Here is a 16311-nt window from a genome sequence, read left to right as displayed (position 1 = left end):
TTATAGCATGAATATAAGAGTGATCGCAGAGATTAAGTAAGGGAAAGTTGTCAGATCAGGATAATAATGAGATTTACTTCCTATACATAGTAGAGAGGGATACAGTCGATGAAGATGCTAAGGCTTTTTACTCCGGCACGGGTGTTGGTGCTAGGGTTTAGTCTGCTTATATTGGTAGGAGCTTTGCTCCTAACTTTGCCGGAAGCTACCAGGGACGGACAAGGGCTTGCTTTCTTAAACGCTCTGTTTACTGCTACGTCTGCTGTTTGTGTCACAGGCTTAGTTGTGGTCGATACGGGGACAACCTTTACCCTTCTGGGGCAACTGGTGATATTGTCCCTGATTCAAATCGGCGGTCTCGGCTTTATGACTTTTGCGACTCTGATCGCGATTATGCTGGGTAAAAGAGTTACCTTCAAAGAGCGCCTGGTGCTGCAGGAGGCTTTGAACCAGGTGTCTCCGGCCGGAGTGGTACGACTCGCACGCTACGTTCTCCAAATTACTTTCGTAATCGAAGCTCTCGGAGCTTTAATCCTAAGCGTGCGCTGGTCATTTGACCTGGGCTGGGGACAAGCCTTGTACTTCGGCATCTTCCATGCTGTCTCTGCTTTTAACAACGCCGGCTTTGACTTGTTTGGCAATTTTGCCAGTCTCACCGGCTATAGCGGGGATTTTGTCACAAACGTAACAATTATGCTTTTGATTATAGCCGGAGGTTTGGGCTTTACAGTCTTAGCTGATCTATATTCCCACAAGCGCGAGGGTAAGAAATTCTCCTTACATACCAAGCTGGTGCTAGGGGCCAGTGGAATCTTAATCGTGCTGGGAGCAGCCCTGATCATGGCGGTGGAATTCTCCAACCCCAATACTTTGGGGACGCTGCCCCTGCCGGTTAAAGTGATGGCGTCTTTCTTTCAGTCCGTGACCACCCGTACCGCCGGTTTTAATACGTTAAATTTGCCGGATTTACGGGATACGACCGTGCTCTTTATGATTGCCTTAATGTTCATCGGAGCTTCTCCCGGATCAACCGGAGGCGGTGTCAAGACCACGACTTTTATCTCAGTGGTGCTGTCCGTGATCAGCACTTTCAAAGGAGAAGACCATATCTCAGTTAAGGGGAGAACTTTGCCAAGAGAAATGGTTAAAAAAGCCGTGGCTATTATAACCATGGCAACTCTGTTGATTTTTGCCGTAGTTTCCTTGTTAACCATAACCGAGAATGCCGATTTCTTGACGTTATTGTTTGAAGTAACTTCAGCTTTTGGTACGGTGGGCCTTTCTCTCGGGCTGACCCCGCATTTGTCAGTTATCGGGAAAATCGCGATTATGCTTACGATGTTCAGCGGACGGGTTGGTCCATTGACCCTGGCGTTCGCTCTTTCGCAAAAGGGGCAAGGAGCGCAAGCCGCAATCAAGTATCCGGAAGAAAAGATTATCATCGGCTGATAGCCATATCTGCAAGGTAACGGGTGTCGCCTGAAAACGCTTTAGGTTTTTTGGGGGTAATTTAACAACCATATGGTACTTTGATAAAAATGTGAAGGGTTGTACTTTTGATAAAGGAGAGGCATAGCATGAAAAAACAGTTTGTGGTGATTGGTCTGGGCAGGTTTGGTACAAGTGTGGCTGAGACTCTGAGTTCTTTAGGGCATGATGTTTTGGCTGTAGATAACTGTGAAAGCTGTGTCCACGCAGTGATGAATGTGGTGACTCAGGCGGTTCAGGCTGATGCGCGTGACGAAGAAGCCCTTAAAGCCTTAGGGGTGCGTAACTTTGACGCGGCAGTGGTCGCGATTGGGGATAATATAGAAACGAATATCCTGATCACACTCATGCTCAAGGAAATGGGAGTTAAATATGTTGTGGCCAAAGCTCAGACTGCTTTACATGGGAAAGTGTTGTCAAGGATAGGAGCAGACAAGATCATCTATCCGGAGAAGGACATGGGCATGCGTCTAGCGTACAATTTAGTTACAGCCAATATTATGGATTTGATCGAACTATCTCCTGATTATAGTATTGTGGAGATTAAGGCTCCGGCTAAGTTCTGGGAGAGAACGTTAGGGGAACTGGAGTTAAGGGCTAAGTACGGGATTAGCATTATTGCAATCAAAAAAGCGGGTGAAATAGTAATAGCCCCCGGAGCGGAGGCTAAGATTGAGGAACAGGACATTTTAGTGATCGTAAGTAAAACGGAAGCCTTAGGCAAGTTGCCGGAGTAAGGAAGGGGTTTCCCAACCGGATTTCCTAAAAGTTCCCTAAAGGGCATCCTCGATTAGAATAATCTGTTCAAGATCCTCCAAATCCTGAGGCCGATACCGCTTGACAACCTCACGGATTTGAATTCGGGCTTGTTCGTCTGCATATTTGACCATCCTGCTGATATCTGCAACATCTTGCATGCGTGAAGCTTCGAGCTTCATCAGGATGAGATAAGGTAAAGGGAACCCAGTTCCTTGGCTAATACAGCCCAATCTTGTAAAAGACTTCTGGACATCTGCTTTTCTCTCCATTCAACGTGCAGTGAACCAGTGCCCGGTTTTGCCCGACGTTTCACTAAATCAATCATTTGCTTGCGAATTAATACCGACATCGGTTCACCGCCTTTGCCTAAGAAAGTATATATTAGAGGTCTTTGCTATATTATACCATTTAATCAGCTTTCCCAAAAGGATTTAGGTAACTAAAATGAGAAAGGGGATAAGGGGAGGATTTGTATGTTTGTATTCTTGGGAGCCGCCGGAATGGTGGTCTTAGCGGAAATGGGGGATAAAACGCAACTGCTGGCGATGGCTTTCGCCACGCGTTTTCGGGCCGGGGCCGTTTTATGGGGAGTATTCATCGCAACCGTTCTTAATCACGCCTTGGCGGTGGTGGTTGGTTCCTACCTGGGATCTTCAATAAACCTTCAGTTAGTGCAGACACTGGCAGCCGCTTCTTTTATCATTTTTGGCTTGTGGACGATTAGGGGAGATACCCTTGCAGGGGAAGATAAAAGAAAAATAATTTTTGGACCGATAATGACGGTAGCGGTCGCTTTTTTCATTGCGGAAATGGGGGATAAAACTCAGCTGGCCACAGTGGCCCTGGCTGCTAAATATTCGTCTCCCCTGGCGACATTGATGGGCACAACGGTTGGGATGCTGATTGCCGATGGCCTTGGGATCTATATCGGAGTGGTAGCCGGAAAAAGAATTCCGGAAAAAGCAGTGAAGTGGATTTCGGCCATGATCTTCATCCTTTTCGGATTGGTTGGACTCTACACTTCTCTGCCGCGGGAATACATAAGACTGCCGTATATTGTCGCCCTTGTAGCCGTAACGGCCCTTGCGGTCTGGCTGGTGGGCACGGGCGGGCATCAAGGAAAACGGGGTTAAACTATCCTGCTTGGGTCACGGGTGTTTTTCCAGGGTGCATCAAGGGAACGGTTCTTCTGACACTCGAAAGAATTTGTTTGCTGCAAGCGAGGGATACTTAGCTGTGGAGCACTCAATGAAAAAAGCTGAGATCAACTGCATAAAATCGGGAATTCCTGGCTGGGGGGTAATTCGGGTGCTGGAAGAAGTTAATCATTTGCCGGAAACCGTGGTTCATAATCTTGCCGGTGTCGAAGGGTTAAAAGTATATCTGGTTCAGGATTTCAACCTTGATTTATTGAAACGGATGGTGGATTTTGCTCGAATATATTTGGGGAATCCGGAGTGGGGGAGTGGAGTCTGGTCCCTCAGATTAGGCATGGGAATGTGTTCGTGCTCAAAGATTTAAGTGAGTCTGAAACTTTTTCTAATCTTTAAGCGTATTAAATGTAGAAGAATTCGATGCGCTTCATCATTGGAAACGGACGTGTATCTAGGTAGAACCGGAAAAAGTCAGGCGACAATTGGAGAAAATCGGGAAAAATTTTGGAGGGAAAGAAATGACAGAAAGACTTTATCGTTCCGGGCGAGAAAAAATGATCGGGGGTGTGTGCGGCGGGCTTGCAGAATATTTTAATGTGGATGTTACGTTAGTACGCCTGATTGCCGTAGTGACCGTATTCATGGGAGTGGGCATCCCTGCCTATCTCGTGGCCTGGATTATTGTTCCGCTAAATCCTGACCATCAGGGCTATGCCCGGCCAATGCACCAGGGAAACTACGCTTCCCAGCAAGAAGGTATGCATCGGTATGCTGAGAAAGCGGAAGAAATTGTAAATGATGTGGTGACTAATGTCGAGGAGGCAGCGCGTAATTTCCAGGAGCGCCGTCCACTTGAACGCAAGGATAGGAGCAAACTTGCCGGCGGGGTTCTAATTTTTCTAGGGGTCTTGTTTTTACTCGACCGCTGGTTTCCACACTGGCTTAACTGGGGCAAAATGTGGCCGTTGGCGTTAGTGCTGTTAGGCGTTGCCGTCATGTGGAGGGGAGAGCGCCGATGAGAAGAGTTGTTGAGTCGATCAGCCGCGGGCTCTTGCTGATTGTCTTAGGGGTAATCTTTTTCCTAATTAATTTCGGCGTGTTGTCGTGGGGCTTTTGGATGAATGTGGCCGAACTATGGCCGCTCTTGCTGATCCTGGGCGGAATTGCCCTTTTCTTTGGCAAAAGGATTCCGATGAGCAGCGTCCTCGTGATATTCTTAATATTTCTGGTGGGCTATTCTATGGTTTTTGGCACGAATAACTTCGACCCTTTCCGCAGCAACTTCTACTGGAATAACAGTAATGAAGCCAGAAGTTCTTCCGGTTCAGTCGTTTTAGATACCCCCTTGCCAGCCGGAGTCAACAAGGCAGATGTGGAATTAAGGCTCGGGGGAGCAAAGATGCAAATTCAGGGCGTGAGCGATGACAATAATCTTGCTTTGGGGGATTATGACTGGGGGGGCGGTTTTGTCACGAGTAACCCGGAATTCAAAACAGAGCACACAGGAGAAAAGGCAAAAGTCATGTTATCTGCCGAGAAACGCAACGGTCCGGGAAAAAGCGAACTGAACCTAAGTTTAACGGACAAAGTGGAGTATTCTTTTGACATCAAAGTTGGGGCTATAAACGGGGATTTAGACTTGAGCAAGTTAAGGGTTAAGGACTTTAACCTCGATACAGGTGCCAGCGACCTGACCCTTCAGTTCGGGGATACAGGTGGCGCAACGAAAGGCGAGATCAACGGCGCAGCTTCACAGATCACTTTGGTTATTCCACAGGAAGTTGGCGTGCGCCTCCAGGCTTCCAGTGTGATTAACAAATCGAACTTTGCCGAAGCAGGCTTGGTGAAAGACGGGGACAATGACTGGATCAGCCCGGGGTATGAAAATGCCAAGAGCAAGGTTGATATGCATATTTCTATGGCGGTAGGGTCGGTGGAACTTCAGCGCCAGGCGGGTGGTCAAGTTAAAAGTACCCACTAAGGTAGCCGGTGAAGCTTTTTTCCCACAGTTAACCTGAGGGCCGGGCATAAAATAGAAAGCAAGAGCACTCCTTAATTAAGGGTGCTCCTGCTTTCTGAAGTTTTCATAAGCAACAGTAAAGTATTCGTGAACCCAAAGAAAAAATTCTAATAAATTGTGCTGCCTAGATAACATGTGCTAAAATGTATTTGGGTTGTACTATTTTGAACTAATAGGAAGTGGTTAATTTGTTTGATATTGATTTGAACAGTTTAACCGAAATTATCGACGTCAGGGTTCTTCAAGAAGTTCAAGACAAATTTGCCACAGCAACGGGTTTGGGCGTGGTCATAGCTGATAAGGAAGGGAACTCGTTGACTAAACCCAGCTGCTTTTCAAATCTTTGTCAACTGATTCGCTCTGCTTCAAAAGGGCATTTGCAATGCCAATTCAGCGATGCTGTTTTAGGTGCGAAAGGTCATGAAATCGATGAGCCGATGATGGCACCGTGCCACGCCGGCCTCTACGATTTGGCCGCACCGATCGTAGTGAATGAAGTTTACTTGGGATCGGTTCTTTGCGGCCAGGTTCTGATGAAGGAGCCGGATGATTCATGGAAAAGAAATTTGGCCGCATATTTACACGATTTGAATGTCGATGTGGACGATGATGTGCTGACGAATCTAGTTCAACAAATCACCGTGACTACCCCTGAACGTTTTCGGGCCTCAGCGGACCTATTGCACATTATGGCTCAATATATTGTGAGCATCGGAGTTGCCAGTCTGGATCAAAAACTTTTACACGAAAAGCATCTGAGTTTAATGCGAGAAGAAGCCGCCCGGATGCAATTAGAACGCGACCTCAAGAGCATGGAGTTGAAAGCTTTACAGTCACAGGTCAATCCTCACTTTTTATTTAACACACTCAATACGATTGTAAGGTTGGCGATGCTGGAGGGTGCTGAGCAGACCATGAAAGTCTCTTACGCGCTGTCCCACCTTCTCCGTTACATTCTGAGACGGATTGATCAGTCCGTTACTTTAGAAGATGAAGTGGCCCATATCAAAGAGTATCTTGTTATTCAGGAATTTCGCTATGGGGAGCGCCTTAAAAGCTCTATCAATATATCTGAAGGTGCCAGCCAATTTCGCTTGCCCTTAATGACACTTCAACCCATTGTTGAAAATGCCCTGATTCATGGCTTGGAATCGAAGGTGGAAGGCGGAACGCTCCAAATTACAGCACAGGAAATTGGCCGGGGATATCAAATTATAATAGAAGATGACGGTGTAGGGATGTCCCCCGAGCGACTGCAAGAAATCAGTGAACTTCCTGCGAAGAGAACCGGAAACAGCCATACCACCGGAATCGGTTTAGGCAACGTGGTTGCACGTCTCAAACAGTTTTTTGACGGGAATTTTTCTTATGAAATTACTAGTCGCTTAGGCCAGGGTACGAAGGTTATTTTAAATTTTTATCTTTAAAGAAGGTTACAAATATGTATAAGTATTTAGTGGTTGATGATGAGCATCTTGAACGTCAGGCTATTCAGCTAATTATTACGAGCTTGGGGATGCCGTTTCAATGTATCGGAGAGGCGGGACATGGAGCAGAAGCAGTGGACAAAGCCCAAGAACAACATCCCGATCTTGTCTTTCTCGATATCAAAATGCCGGGTATGGATGGATTAGAAGCGGCTGAAGCGATTCTTTCGCATGATTCAGGCTGTGAAGTTGTCTTTCTCACTGCTTATGATCAATTTGAATATGCTCAAAAAGGACTTAAAATCGGGGCTTTTGATTATCTCTTAAAACCTGTTAGCCCTGAGGTCATCATGAACGTCTGCCGCAGGTTTATTGACAGGCGTTCCTCCCGATCAAACACTTCCCGAGCCCAGGAATACCCGCTGGATACTTGGAAAAACATGAAAGAACTTGATAAGGCGGGGAATGTGGTCAAAATTGCTCAAGAGTTTATTGAAAAGAATTTGGATAAGAATATTACCTTAGAAGGCGTGACGAAGCTGGTCTATCTTAATGCCCAATACTTTAGCCGCCTTTTTAAGAAGGAAACGGGAGTAACCTTTGTGGAGTATGTGACCACCAGACGCCTGGAACATGCTAAAAGGCTTCTGGAACAGCAATTTCCCGTATCCACCGTTGCCTATAGCGTAGGCTACAAAGATCCTAATTATTTTAGTCGGGTCTTTAGCAAGGAAGTCGGAATGTCCCCGAGTGACTATGCCAAAAGTTCCGAACATGCATAAAATCAATGGCAGGTTCCTGAAATCTCAAATAGAGCTTAGTTTGTCTTTGACGAACTAAGCTCTATTTCATTTGTTTAGCAGTCAAATGAATCCAGGTTTATACTCAAATATTCCAGAAGACTCCGGGCGGGAAAAGCGAAATAAATAAGGGTTTGAAAGATGAGATCATGGGGAGGAAAATTCATGTTGGTTTTAGTTCTTAACTGTGGCAGTTCTTCCGTCAAGTATCAATTGTTGGACATGTCCTCGCAAACTTTATTGGGAAAAGGTCTAATCGAGCGCATCGGCTTAAAGGACGCTGTGCTTACCCATGCTCCAACCGGCCACCAACCTGTCGTGACATCGGTTTCGATCCCGAACCATTCCGATGCGGTTGGTTTAGTTTTAAAGACCCTGATCGATCCGACGATCGGTCTGATCCAGGGGCTAGATCAGATAAAGGCCGTCGGGCACCGGGTGGCACATGGGGGAGAGATGTTCACCCACTCGGTGGTACTGAGCGAAGAGAATCTTGCCGCCTTGGAAAAATGCTCCGGGCTAGCCCCTTTGCACAACCCAGCCAACCTAGCGGGAATTTATGCTTGTCTAAGATGGATGCCGGGGGTGCCGCAGGTGGCCGTGTTTGACACAGCCTTCCATCAATCGCTGCCGGCGAGCGCCTATCTCTATGGTCTTCCATATGAACTCTATGAACAGGACAAGCTGCGAAAATATGGTTTCCATGGTACGTCTCATAAATATGTGAGCATACGGGCTGCGGCTATCATGGGGAGGCCGGTGGAAAGCCTTAAACTCATCACCTGTCATTTGGGCAATGGAGCTTCTGTCACGGCCATTGAGGGGGGGAAATCGCGGGAGACATCCATGGGTTTCACGCCCTTGGATGGCTTGGTCATGGGCACCCGCTGCGGAACCTTGGATCCGGCCATCGTTCCCTATCTTATGCAAAAATACGGTTTGAGCACGGGCGAAGTCAATGAATACTTGAATAAAAAGTGCGGTGTTCTGGGGTTATCCGGTGTGAGCAGCGATTTCAGAGACATTGAGACCGAAGCTGAACGCGGGAACTACCGGGCGCGCATCGCTCTCGATGTTTTCGTCCATTCGGTACAGAAATACATTGGCTCCTCAGCCGCTGTTTTAGATGGCGCAGATGCTTTGATTTTTACAGCAGGCCTCGGCGAAAATTCCCCGACGATGCGTCAAGCCATTTGTAACCAACTAAGCTACTTGGGCCTAGAACTCGACTTGGAAAAGAATCTTGTCCGTGGACAAGAGGCAGACATTTCGACGGAGGATAGCCGTTGTCGAGTTCTGGTGGTTCCCACCAATGAAGAATTAATGATTGCGATGGACACTTTTGCCCTCACGCAGCAAACACTCACAAACTTGGAGCGCTAAATACTATGACACCCCACTTAGGCAAACAGTTGACGCACATTATTGACATCGGTGTTTTACAGGAAGTTCAGGACAAATTTGCGGATGCCACAGGTTTGGCAGTGGTGATTGCGGACAAAGAAGGAAACGCTCTGACACGACCCAGCCGTTTTACGGCCCTGTGTAAGCTGATGCGATCTACTCCGCAAGGGATGGCGCATTGTCAAAGATGTGATGCGGCCCTTGGTATCGCTGCTAATAAGACTGGGGAAGCCGTTATGGCTCAATGCCATGCCGAACTATATGACCAAGCGGCCCCCATTGTTGTCGACGGTGAATATTTGGGCTCGGTTCTCTGTGGTCAAGTCTTGCTGCAGGAAGCAACTCCCGCATGGAAACAGACCCTTAGTCAGCACCTGAGAACACTGGGCCTGGACTCACTCAAGGGTGATGACATTTTTGAAGACATCGTTGTTATTTCTCCCGAGAGGCTCCGCTCTGAGGCCGGGCTGCTCCAAATTATGGCCCAGTATATCGTCAGTATTGGCTTAACTTCTTTGAATCTAAGACTTCTCCATGAACAGAACCTCAATCTTATGCGCCAAGAAGCTGCCCGTATTCAGCTTGAACACGATCTCAAAGCAATGGAACTTAAGGCTTTGCAGTCACAGGTCGATCCACACTTTCTCTTCAATACTCTAAATACGATTGTCAGATTAGCGATGATGGAAGGTGCCAAGCAAGCGGAACAAGTGACTTATGCATTGTCTCGCCTGTTGCGCTATCTCATGAGTAATACGGGCCAAGAGGTTTCCTTGGAAGATGAAATAGCACATGTTGAGGAATATCTTAAAATTCAAAAGTTCCGTTTCGATCATCGATTGAAGAGTCATTTGAGAATTTCGCAACGGGCCAAGGGTTTTCAACTCCCGATTATGACGTTACAACCGCTGGTTGAGAACGCGTTAGTTCATGGATTGGAACCTCAAATTGATGGCGGCGTTGTCACAATTATCGTTTCTCAAATCAATGACGAGACGTGGATCATTGTCGAGGACGATGGAGTAGGAATTTCTCCTGAACGGCTTCAGGAGATTCAACAGAATCTTGGTGCAAAAAACGGATTGAGGAATAGCTCGGGGCTAGGTTTGTCGAACGTTATGGCCCGTATGCAAAATTGTTATGGGTCTAGGTTCTCCTATGCCATTTGGAGTGAACCTCATCAGGGCACGCGAGTAACCTTGAAATTTAGATCAGAGCATGAGAAAGCCGTAGAATAGGTCATATTTGTCCAGATAGCACAAGATTCGCTGGTCCGTTCAGTCCAGATGATACTGTGAATTTTCCAGAAGATGTTTTTATTTAAGAGCGAATTAATAGGGTAGAAGGCAGTAACATTGGCTTGAAAAAAGGGAGGTGACTTATATGTCATACGAAGCTTTAGGAATGGTAGAAACCAAGGGATTAGTGGGCGCGATTGAAGCAGCAGATGCAATGTCCAAGGCTGCCAACGTAACGCTGATTGGGTATGAGAAGATCGGTTCTGGTCTAGTGACCGTAATGGTTAGAGGGGATGTGGGTGCGGTTAAGGCAGCGACGGATGCCGGAGCAGCCAGTGCCCAAAAGGTCGGGCAAGTTGTGTCGGTTCATGTCATTCCCCGGCCCCATACGGATGTCGAAAAGCTTCTGCCCAAAATCGATGTTTAATAGGAGGTGCAACTGCTCATGAATGAGCAATTAGTAGAAAAAGTCCTCGGCGAAGTGATGAAGAAGATGTCTCAGGACATGGCCCCGGCACCTGTGAAGAAAGTCGAGAGCCCAAAGCAAGTTTGCAGGATGACCGAATTTGTGGGTACGGCCATCGGAGACACCATTGGTTTAGTGATTGCTAATGTCGACGGCGAACTTCATGAGAAAATGGGCTTTGATAAGAAATATCGCTCCATCGGAATTATCGGTGGCCGTACGGGGGCGGGACCCCAAATCATGGCCGCAGATGAAGCAGTGAAGGCCACGAATACGGAAATTGTCTCCATCGAACTTCCGCGTGACACTAAGGGAGGAGCAGGCCACGGTTCTCTCATCATCTTTGGCGCAGAAGAAGTGTCCGACGCCCGCCGCGCTGTGGAGGTTGCTCTGAAAGAACTCAACCGCACGTTTGGGGATGTCTATGCGAATGAGGTTGGACATATTGAGTTTCAATATACGGCGAGAGCCAGCTTTGCCCTGGAGAAGGCTTTTGGGGCACCGGTCGGCCAAGCTTTTGGTCTGTTAGTCGGTGCTCCGGCGGCGATCGGGGTTCTCCTCTGCGATGCTGCGGTTAAAGCGGCAGAAATTAAGGTCATCTCCTATTCCAGCCCGTCCACAACCAGTCACACCAACGAATCCATTCTGACGTTTTGTGGGGATTCGGGTGCGGTCCGTCAAGCGATCATTGCAGCGCGCGAAGTGGGGATCAAACTCTTGGAAGCAATGGGTGGACCTGCTCCGTCGACTACTGAGCCCTACATTTAAGACCTGCGGTAAGGAGGTAAAACCGAATGCGGTCAAAACGCTTTGAAATACTGGAAAAGAGACCCGTCAACCAGGATGGCTTGGTTCAGGAATGGCCTGAAGTTGGCTTGATTGCCATGAATTCCCCCAATGACCCGGTTCCTAGTATCGTGGTGAAAGACAGGATTATTGTAGAACTCGATGGCAAACGCCGGGAAGAATTCGACATGATTGACGAGTTCATTGCCAATTATGCAATCGATGTGACCTGTGCCGAAGAAGTGATGGCCATCGATTCCTTAGAACTTGCACGGCGATTGGTTGATCCGAACTGTGCGCGCCAAGAGATCGTTCGCTTGGCTCGCGCCATGACACCGGCCAAAATCGTTGACGTGGTTCAGCATCTTAATGTTGTTGAAATGATGATGGCCCTTCAGAAAATGCGGGCCCGTAAAACTCCGTCCAATCAATGCCATGTTACGAATTTACAGGATAATCCGGTGCTGTTAGCGGCAGATGCCGCTGAAGCCGCAGCCCGCGGATTTGACGAAATGGAAACAACGGTGGCTGTCGTCCGCTATGCTCCGTTAAATGCCCTCTCGATTTTGGTGGGTTCCCAAACGGGGCGTGGAGGAGTCATCACCCAGTGTGCCGTCGAGGAAGCAACAGAACTGATGCTCGGTATGAAAGGACTCACGAGTTATGCCGAAACGGTTTCCGTTTACGGTACCGAGCAGGTTTTTGTTGATGGGGATGACACCCCTTGGTCTAAAGGTTTCCTGGCCTCAGCCTATGCTTCCCGGGGTTTGAAAATGCGCTATACTTCCGGCACGGGCTCAGAGGTGCAGATGGGTTATGCAGAAGGAAAATCGATGCTGTATTTGGAGACCCGCTGCATCATGATTACCAAAGGTGCAGGTGTTCAGGGATTGCAGAACGGTTCTATCAGTTGTATCGGGATCCCTGGGGCGGTTCCTTCCGGAATTCGGGCCGTACTCGCAGAAAATCTGATCACAACGATGTTGGACTTAGAGGTCGCTTCAGGAAACGATCAAACATTTTCGCATTCCGATATTCGGCGAACGGCTCGCATGCTCATGCAAATGCTTCCGGGAACGGACTTTATTTTCTCCGGCTACAGTGCTGTGCCCAACTACGACAACATGTTTGCCGGGTCTAACTTCGATTGTGAGGACTTAGATGACTACCTTTTGCTGCAAAGGGACTTAATGGTTGACGGCGGGCTGCGTCCGGTCAAAGAAGAGGATATCGTCGCCCTGCGCCATAAGGCGGCCAAGGCCCTGCAAGCAGTATTTAGAGAACTTGGATTGCCTCAGATCACAGACGAAGAAGTCGAAGCGGTAACCTATGCCCATGGCAGCAAAGACGTAATTAAACGGAAAGTTGTCGATGATCTGAAAGCAGCTGAGGATATTATGAAAAGCAAAGTCACAGGCATAGATGTCGTAAAGGCCTTGGCGAAGAACGGTTTTAACGATGTCGCTGAGAATTTGCTCCAACTCTTAAAACAACGGGTATCCGGGGACTATCTGCACACCTCGGCCATTTTTGATAAATCTTTTAATGTCTTAAGTGCGGTCAATGACCCCAATGATTACCAAGGCCCTGGAACGGGATATCGCATGAGTGCCGAACGTTGGAATGAAATCAAGAACATTGCACGGGCTATCAGTGCAGATAAACTTGACATTTAGATGTGAGGAGGTGTTTTGCGTGCAAATCGATGAGGATATGTTAAAGAGTATTATTGCCCAGGTCATTAATGAAATGGGCGAAAGTTCGCAGAGTGCTTCAGATAGTGGCTGTGCCAGCGATTCAGCTTGTAAGGCACCAATGGGGGTATACTCTTCGCCTCTGGCTGTCAAATCCTTCGAGGTGTTGGGTCCTGCCCGCGCCGGCGTGAAAGCCGATGAAGTCGTGATCGGGGTTGCCCCTGCCTTCGGGCTCGGCCAGAATAAGACGATCGTCAATATCCCTCACACCCAAGTTCTGCGTGAACTGATTGCCGGGATCGAGGAAGAAGGAATATCGGCGCGGGTGATTCGGATTAAACGGACGTCCGACCTCTCTTACATCGGACTGGACGCGGCCAAATTAAGCGGGTCGGGAATCGGTATTGGGATTCAATCACGGGGAACAACGGTGATTCATCAGAAAGACTTGCTTCCTTTGAATAACTTAGAACTTTTTCCACAATCTCCGCTTCTTACGCTGGAAACCTATCGTCAGATCGGGAAAAACGCGGCCCTTTATGTGAAAGGGGAGTCTCCTGATCCCGTTCCAACGCTCAATGATCAAATGGCTCGTCCGAAGTACCAAGCCAAGGCAGCGGTATTGCATATCAAAGAGACGGAATTCATCGTTCCTGACGGGGCAGCGGAAGAGTTAAAAGCGTTTTAACGGAAGGAGTGAATCATATGGTGAACTTGAATCCTGCGGATGTAGAGAACATGGTGCGGGAAATCCTGCAAGATTTGTTGAAAGAAACGACCCAACCCGTTTCCGGTAATAAGAGAAGGGCTTCATCTCAGGCCAAGACGGTGACGGTTGCGGACTATCCCTTAGGAAAAAAACGCCCGGATCTTGTGCAAACGCCAACGGGCAAAGGCTTGAACGAAATTACGCTGCAAGATGCGATCAGTGACAAGATTCAGGCTGAAGATGTGCGGATTACGTCTGAGACCTTGAATATGCAGGCCCAAATCGCGGAGCAAGTGAATCGTACTCAGTTTGCCCACAATCTTCGCCGGGCTGCGGAGTTGACCGCTATTCCCGATCAGCGGGTTTTGGAAATTTACAATGCCATACGGCCGTATCGTTCAACAAAGCCTGAGCTTATGGCCATTGCCGATGAATTGGAACACACGTACAATGCTCAAATCAATGCAGCCTTTGTCCGTCAAGCAGCAGATGTTTACGAAAAACGGAACCGCCTCCGTAAATAGTTCGTTGGAACGAGGAACAGAACAATGAAAATCGCCGGAGTGGATGTAGGGAATTCAACGACGGAAGTGGCGATCGCAGACTACGAACATGAAGTGAAGTTCCTGGGCAGCGGCTGGACTAAAACGACGGGTATCAAAGGGACTGTTGATAATGTGGTGGGAATTATCAAAGCTCTGCGAGACACCGCATCGGCTTTGGACATTGATCTGAAAGAGATCGGCCAAATCCGGTTAAATGAAGCGACTCCGGTTATCGGTGACGTGGCTATGGAAACGATCACGGAAACCATTATTACAGAATCCACCATGATTGGGCATAATCCTTCGACACCGGGAGGGGTTGGTCTGGGAACGGGACTTACCGTTCGGATTGAAGAATTGCGTACTTGTTCCAAAGGGACTCCCATCATCGTTTTGGTCGCTGACAATCTAGACTTCGAAGAAGTCGCACAGCAGTTGAACCGAGAGCTTGGGCGTGGTCTGGATATTCAAGGCGTGATTCTAAAACGGGATGACGGAGTGCTCGTCAGCAACCGGCTGAACCGAAAGCTTCCTATCCTTGACGAAGTGGATTATATTGATAAAATTCCTCTCGGAATGCTGACCGCGGTCGAAGTTGCCGAACCGGGGAGCAGCATCCGGGTTCTATCCGATCCCTATGGAATAGCGTCCGTGTTCTCTCTCACCCCTGAACAAACCAAACTTGTTGTCCCTGTGGCCAGGGCGCTTGTTGGCAATCGTTCCGCTGTCGTCATCAAAACCCCCCAAGGTGATGTCAAAGCCAGACGGATTCCTGCAGGTAAATTGGCTGTATTCGGAGACCGGCAGAAGCTTGAAGTTGACATCCAACTCGGGGCGGAAAAGGTGCGGGCTGTGATTGAAGCGGCCGGCAACCTCGACGATGTCCGGGGGGAACCCGGCACGAATGTCGGCGGCATGATGGAAAAAATTCGTCATGTGATGAGTGATCTGACAAACCAGCCCGTCCACAGCATGAAAATACAGGATGTCTTGGCCGTTGATACCTACATTCCGCAGAAAGTTCAAGGAGGTCTGGCCGGGGAGTTTGCTTTGGAAAATGCCGTGGGTCTGGCCGCCATGGTCAAAACCAACCAGCTTCAAATGAAGGCCATTGCAGCCAAATTGGAAAACGAGTTGGGTATATCGGTCAAAATTGCCGGTGTGGAAGCAGAAATGGCGATTCAAGGTGCTTTGACCACTCCGGGAACCGACAAACCCTTGGCGATTTTGGACATGGGTGGAGGCTCCACCGATGCGGCAATTATCAATCGTGAAGGAAAGATATTTTCAGTTCATTTGGCAGGGGCGGGGGACATGGTAACGATGCTGATTAGCTCTGAACTCGGTCTTGATGACTTAAATCTTGCCGAAGAGATTAAGAAATACCCACTCGCTAAAGTGGAATCCCTCTATCACTTGCGCACGGAAGACGGAAGCGTCCGTTTCTTTGACCGGCCGTTGGATCCCCGGATCTTTGCCAGGGTGGTCACGCTCAAAGACGATGGCTCCATGGAGCCTATTCCGACCAAACATTCCCTGGAAAAAATTCGCATGGTACGCAGAGAAGCCAAAGAACGGGTATTTGTCACAAATGCTCTCCGTGCCTTACAACGGGTCGCACCTTTGGGAAATATTCGGGGTATCGAGTTCGTCGTCATGGTCGGGGGGTCGGCTGTAGATTTTGAGATCCCTGGGATGGTCGCCGATCGACTGGCAGACTATGCCGTTGTCGCAGGGCGTGGCAACATCAGGGGCTCGCAAGGCCCACGCAATGCTGTGGCCACAGGGCTTGTACTGTCCATCGAAGGTGAAGGTGGTTGA

Annotated in this window: 18 protein-coding genes; 16 read left to right on the top strand and 2 right to left on the bottom strand. The window is 48.4% G+C overall.

The genetic code is table 11. The features are described from left to right. The first annotated feature begins 108 nt into the window (after positions 1–108). On the top strand, positions 109–1449 hold the full coding sequence (locus ACYQ2N_RS06625) for a TrkH family potassium uptake protein (protein ID WP_459998331.1): 1341 nt from the start codon (positions 109–111) through the stop codon (positions 1447–1449). 128 nt (positions 1450–1577) lie between these two features. Next, positions 1578–2225, top strand: a complete 648-nt coding sequence (locus tag ACYQ2N_RS06620; protein ID WP_459998329.1) for a potassium channel family protein — start codon at positions 1578–1580, stop codon at positions 2223–2225. A 36-nt stretch (positions 2226–2261) separates the two neighbouring features. Here ACYQ2N_RS06620 and ACYQ2N_RS06615 read toward each other — a convergent pair whose 3' ends face one another. Continuing rightward, positions 2262–2405: a hypothetical protein gene (locus ACYQ2N_RS06615; protein WP_459998328.1), complete on the bottom strand. Its 144-nt coding sequence runs from the start codon at positions 2403–2405 to the stop codon at positions 2262–2264. A 20-nt stretch (positions 2406–2425) separates the two neighbouring features. Then, a complete protein-coding gene (locus tag ACYQ2N_RS06610; RefSeq protein WP_459998327.1) occupies positions 2426–2596 on the bottom strand; it encodes a hypothetical protein in 171 nt (56 codons plus the stop codon). Positions 2597–2720: 124 nt separating this feature from the next. Between ACYQ2N_RS06610 and ACYQ2N_RS06605 the strand changes: the two genes are divergently transcribed. The 14 genes from ACYQ2N_RS06605 to ACYQ2N_RS06540 all read left to right on the top strand — a co-directional run bounded on the left by ACYQ2N_RS06605 (position 2721) and on the right by ACYQ2N_RS06540 (position 16311). Next, positions 2721–3380 (top strand): TMEM165/GDT1 family protein, encoded by a 660-nt coding sequence (locus ACYQ2N_RS06605; protein WP_459998325.1) that lies wholly within the window; start codon positions 2721–2723, stop codon positions 3378–3380. Positions 3381–3495: 115 nt separating this feature from the next. Further along, entirely contained in the window at positions 3496–3768 is a 273-nt protein-coding gene (locus ACYQ2N_RS06600) for a hypothetical protein (protein ID WP_459998324.1), read from the top strand. Positions 3769–3919: 151 nt separating this feature from the next. Beyond that, complete coding sequence (locus ACYQ2N_RS06595) at positions 3920–4420, top strand: PspC domain-containing protein (RefSeq protein ID WP_459998322.1); 501 nt, start codon at positions 3920–3922, stop codon at positions 4418–4420. Further along, positions 4417–5382 (top strand): toast rack family protein, encoded by a 966-nt coding sequence (locus tag ACYQ2N_RS06590; protein WP_459998321.1) that lies wholly within the window; start codon positions 4417–4419, stop codon positions 5380–5382. Before ACYQ2N_RS06595 ends, ACYQ2N_RS06590 begins: the two co-directional genes overlap by 4 nt. 227 nt (positions 5383–5609) lie before the next feature. Next, positions 5610–6848: a sensor histidine kinase gene (locus ACYQ2N_RS06585; protein WP_459998319.1), complete on the top strand. Its 1239-nt coding sequence runs from the start codon at positions 5610–5612 to the stop codon at positions 6846–6848. 14 nt (positions 6849–6862) lie between these two features. Further along, on the top strand, positions 6863–7630 hold the full coding sequence (locus ACYQ2N_RS06580; RefSeq protein WP_459998317.1) for a response regulator transcription factor: 768 nt from the start codon (positions 6863–6865) through the stop codon (positions 7628–7630). A gap of 183 nt (positions 7631–7813) precedes the next feature. After that, complete coding sequence (locus tag ACYQ2N_RS06575; RefSeq protein ID WP_459998316.1) at positions 7814–9031, top strand: acetate/propionate family kinase; 1218 nt, start codon at positions 7814–7816, stop codon at positions 9029–9031. 5 nt (positions 9032–9036) lie between these two features. Continuing rightward, positions 9037–10290, top strand: coding sequence for a sensor histidine kinase (locus ACYQ2N_RS06570; RefSeq protein WP_459998315.1), 1254 nt, complete (start codon positions 9037–9039; stop codon positions 10288–10290). 145 nt (positions 10291–10435) lie between these two features. Beyond that, positions 10436–10717 (top strand): propanediol utilization microcompartment protein PduA, encoded by a 282-nt coding sequence (gene pduA, locus ACYQ2N_RS06565; protein WP_459998313.1) that lies wholly within the window; start codon positions 10436–10438, stop codon positions 10715–10717. 18 nt (positions 10718–10735) lie between these two features. Then, on the top strand, positions 10736–11524 hold the full coding sequence (pduB, locus tag ACYQ2N_RS06560; RefSeq protein WP_459998312.1) for a propanediol utilization microcompartment protein PduB: 789 nt from the start codon (positions 10736–10738) through the stop codon (positions 11522–11524). Positions 11525–11550: 26 nt separating this feature from the next. Then, entirely contained in the window at positions 11551–13218 is a 1668-nt protein-coding gene (locus ACYQ2N_RS06555) for a propanediol/glycerol family dehydratase large subunit (protein WP_459998311.1), read from the top strand. A gap of 19 nt (positions 13219–13237) precedes the next feature. After that, on the top strand, positions 13238–13924 hold the full coding sequence (locus ACYQ2N_RS06550; RefSeq protein WP_459998309.1) for a propanediol/glycerol family dehydratase medium subunit: 687 nt from the start codon (positions 13238–13240) through the stop codon (positions 13922–13924). Between the two features lie 17 nt (positions 13925–13941). Beyond that, positions 13942–14469, top strand: coding sequence for a diol dehydratase small subunit (locus tag ACYQ2N_RS06545; RefSeq protein WP_459998308.1), 528 nt, complete (start codon positions 13942–13944; stop codon positions 14467–14469). Positions 14470–14493: 24 nt separating this feature from the next. Then, positions 14494–16311, top strand: coding sequence for a diol dehydratase reactivase subunit alpha (locus ACYQ2N_RS06540; RefSeq protein WP_459998307.1), 1818 nt, complete (start codon positions 14494–14496; stop codon positions 16309–16311).

Source organism: Paradesulfitobacterium aromaticivorans (assembly GCF_054657415.1).
The sequence above is the reverse complement of the archived record's forward strand: the minus strand, read 5'-3'. Positions and strand labels throughout refer to the sequence as shown.

What these genes read in the sequence shown, in the direction of transcription:
- ACYQ2N_RS06610 (WP_459998327.1), bottom strand. Translation starts at nt 2,596, where the DNA reads ATGTCGGTATTAATTCGCAAGCAAATGATTGATTTAGTGAAACGTCGG.
- ACYQ2N_RS06555 (WP_459998311.1), top strand. Translation starts at nt 11,551, where the DNA reads ATGCGGTCAAAACGCTTTGAAATACTGGAAAAGAGACCCGTCAACCAG.
- pduB (WP_459998312.1), top strand. Translation starts at nt 10,736, where the DNA reads ATGAATGAGCAATTAGTAGAAAAAGTCCTCGGCGAAGTGATGAAGAAG.
- ACYQ2N_RS06580 (WP_459998317.1), top strand. Translation starts at nt 6,863, where the DNA reads ATGTATAAGTATTTAGTGGTTGATGATGAGCATCTTGAACGTCAGGCT.
- ACYQ2N_RS06590 (WP_459998321.1), top strand. Translation starts at nt 4,417, where the DNA reads ATGAGAAGAGTTGTTGAGTCGATCAGCCGCGGGCTCTTGCTGATTGTC.
- ACYQ2N_RS06595 (WP_459998322.1), top strand. Translation starts at nt 3,920, where the DNA reads ATGACAGAAAGACTTTATCGTTCCGGGCGAGAAAAAATGATCGGGGGT.
- ACYQ2N_RS06545 (WP_459998308.1), top strand. Translation starts at nt 13,942, where the DNA reads ATGGTGAACTTGAATCCTGCGGATGTAGAGAACATGGTGCGGGAAATC.
- ACYQ2N_RS06600 (WP_459998324.1), top strand. Translation starts at nt 3,496, where the DNA reads ATGAAAAAAGCTGAGATCAACTGCATAAAATCGGGAATTCCTGGCTGG.
- pduA (WP_459998313.1), top strand. Translation starts at nt 10,436, where the DNA reads ATGTCATACGAAGCTTTAGGAATGGTAGAAACCAAGGGATTAGTGGGC.
- ACYQ2N_RS06620 (WP_459998329.1), top strand. Translation starts at nt 1,578, where the DNA reads ATGAAAAAACAGTTTGTGGTGATTGGTCTGGGCAGGTTTGGTACAAGT.
- ACYQ2N_RS06615 (WP_459998328.1), bottom strand. Translation starts at nt 2,405, where the DNA reads ATGCAAGATGTTGCAGATATCAGCAGGATGGTCAAATATGCAGACGAA.
- ACYQ2N_RS06570 (WP_459998315.1), top strand. Translation starts at nt 9,037, where the DNA reads ATGACACCCCACTTAGGCAAACAGTTGACGCACATTATTGACATCGGT.
- ACYQ2N_RS06625 (WP_459998331.1), top strand. Translation starts at nt 109, where the DNA reads ATGAAGATGCTAAGGCTTTTTACTCCGGCACGGGTGTTGGTGCTAGGG.
- ACYQ2N_RS06540 (WP_459998307.1), top strand. Translation starts at nt 14,494, where the DNA reads ATGAAAATCGCCGGAGTGGATGTAGGGAATTCAACGACGGAAGTGGCG.
- ACYQ2N_RS06575 (WP_459998316.1), top strand. Translation starts at nt 7,814, where the DNA reads ATGTTGGTTTTAGTTCTTAACTGTGGCAGTTCTTCCGTCAAGTATCAA.
- ACYQ2N_RS06605 (WP_459998325.1), top strand. Translation starts at nt 2,721, where the DNA reads ATGTTTGTATTCTTGGGAGCCGCCGGAATGGTGGTCTTAGCGGAAATG.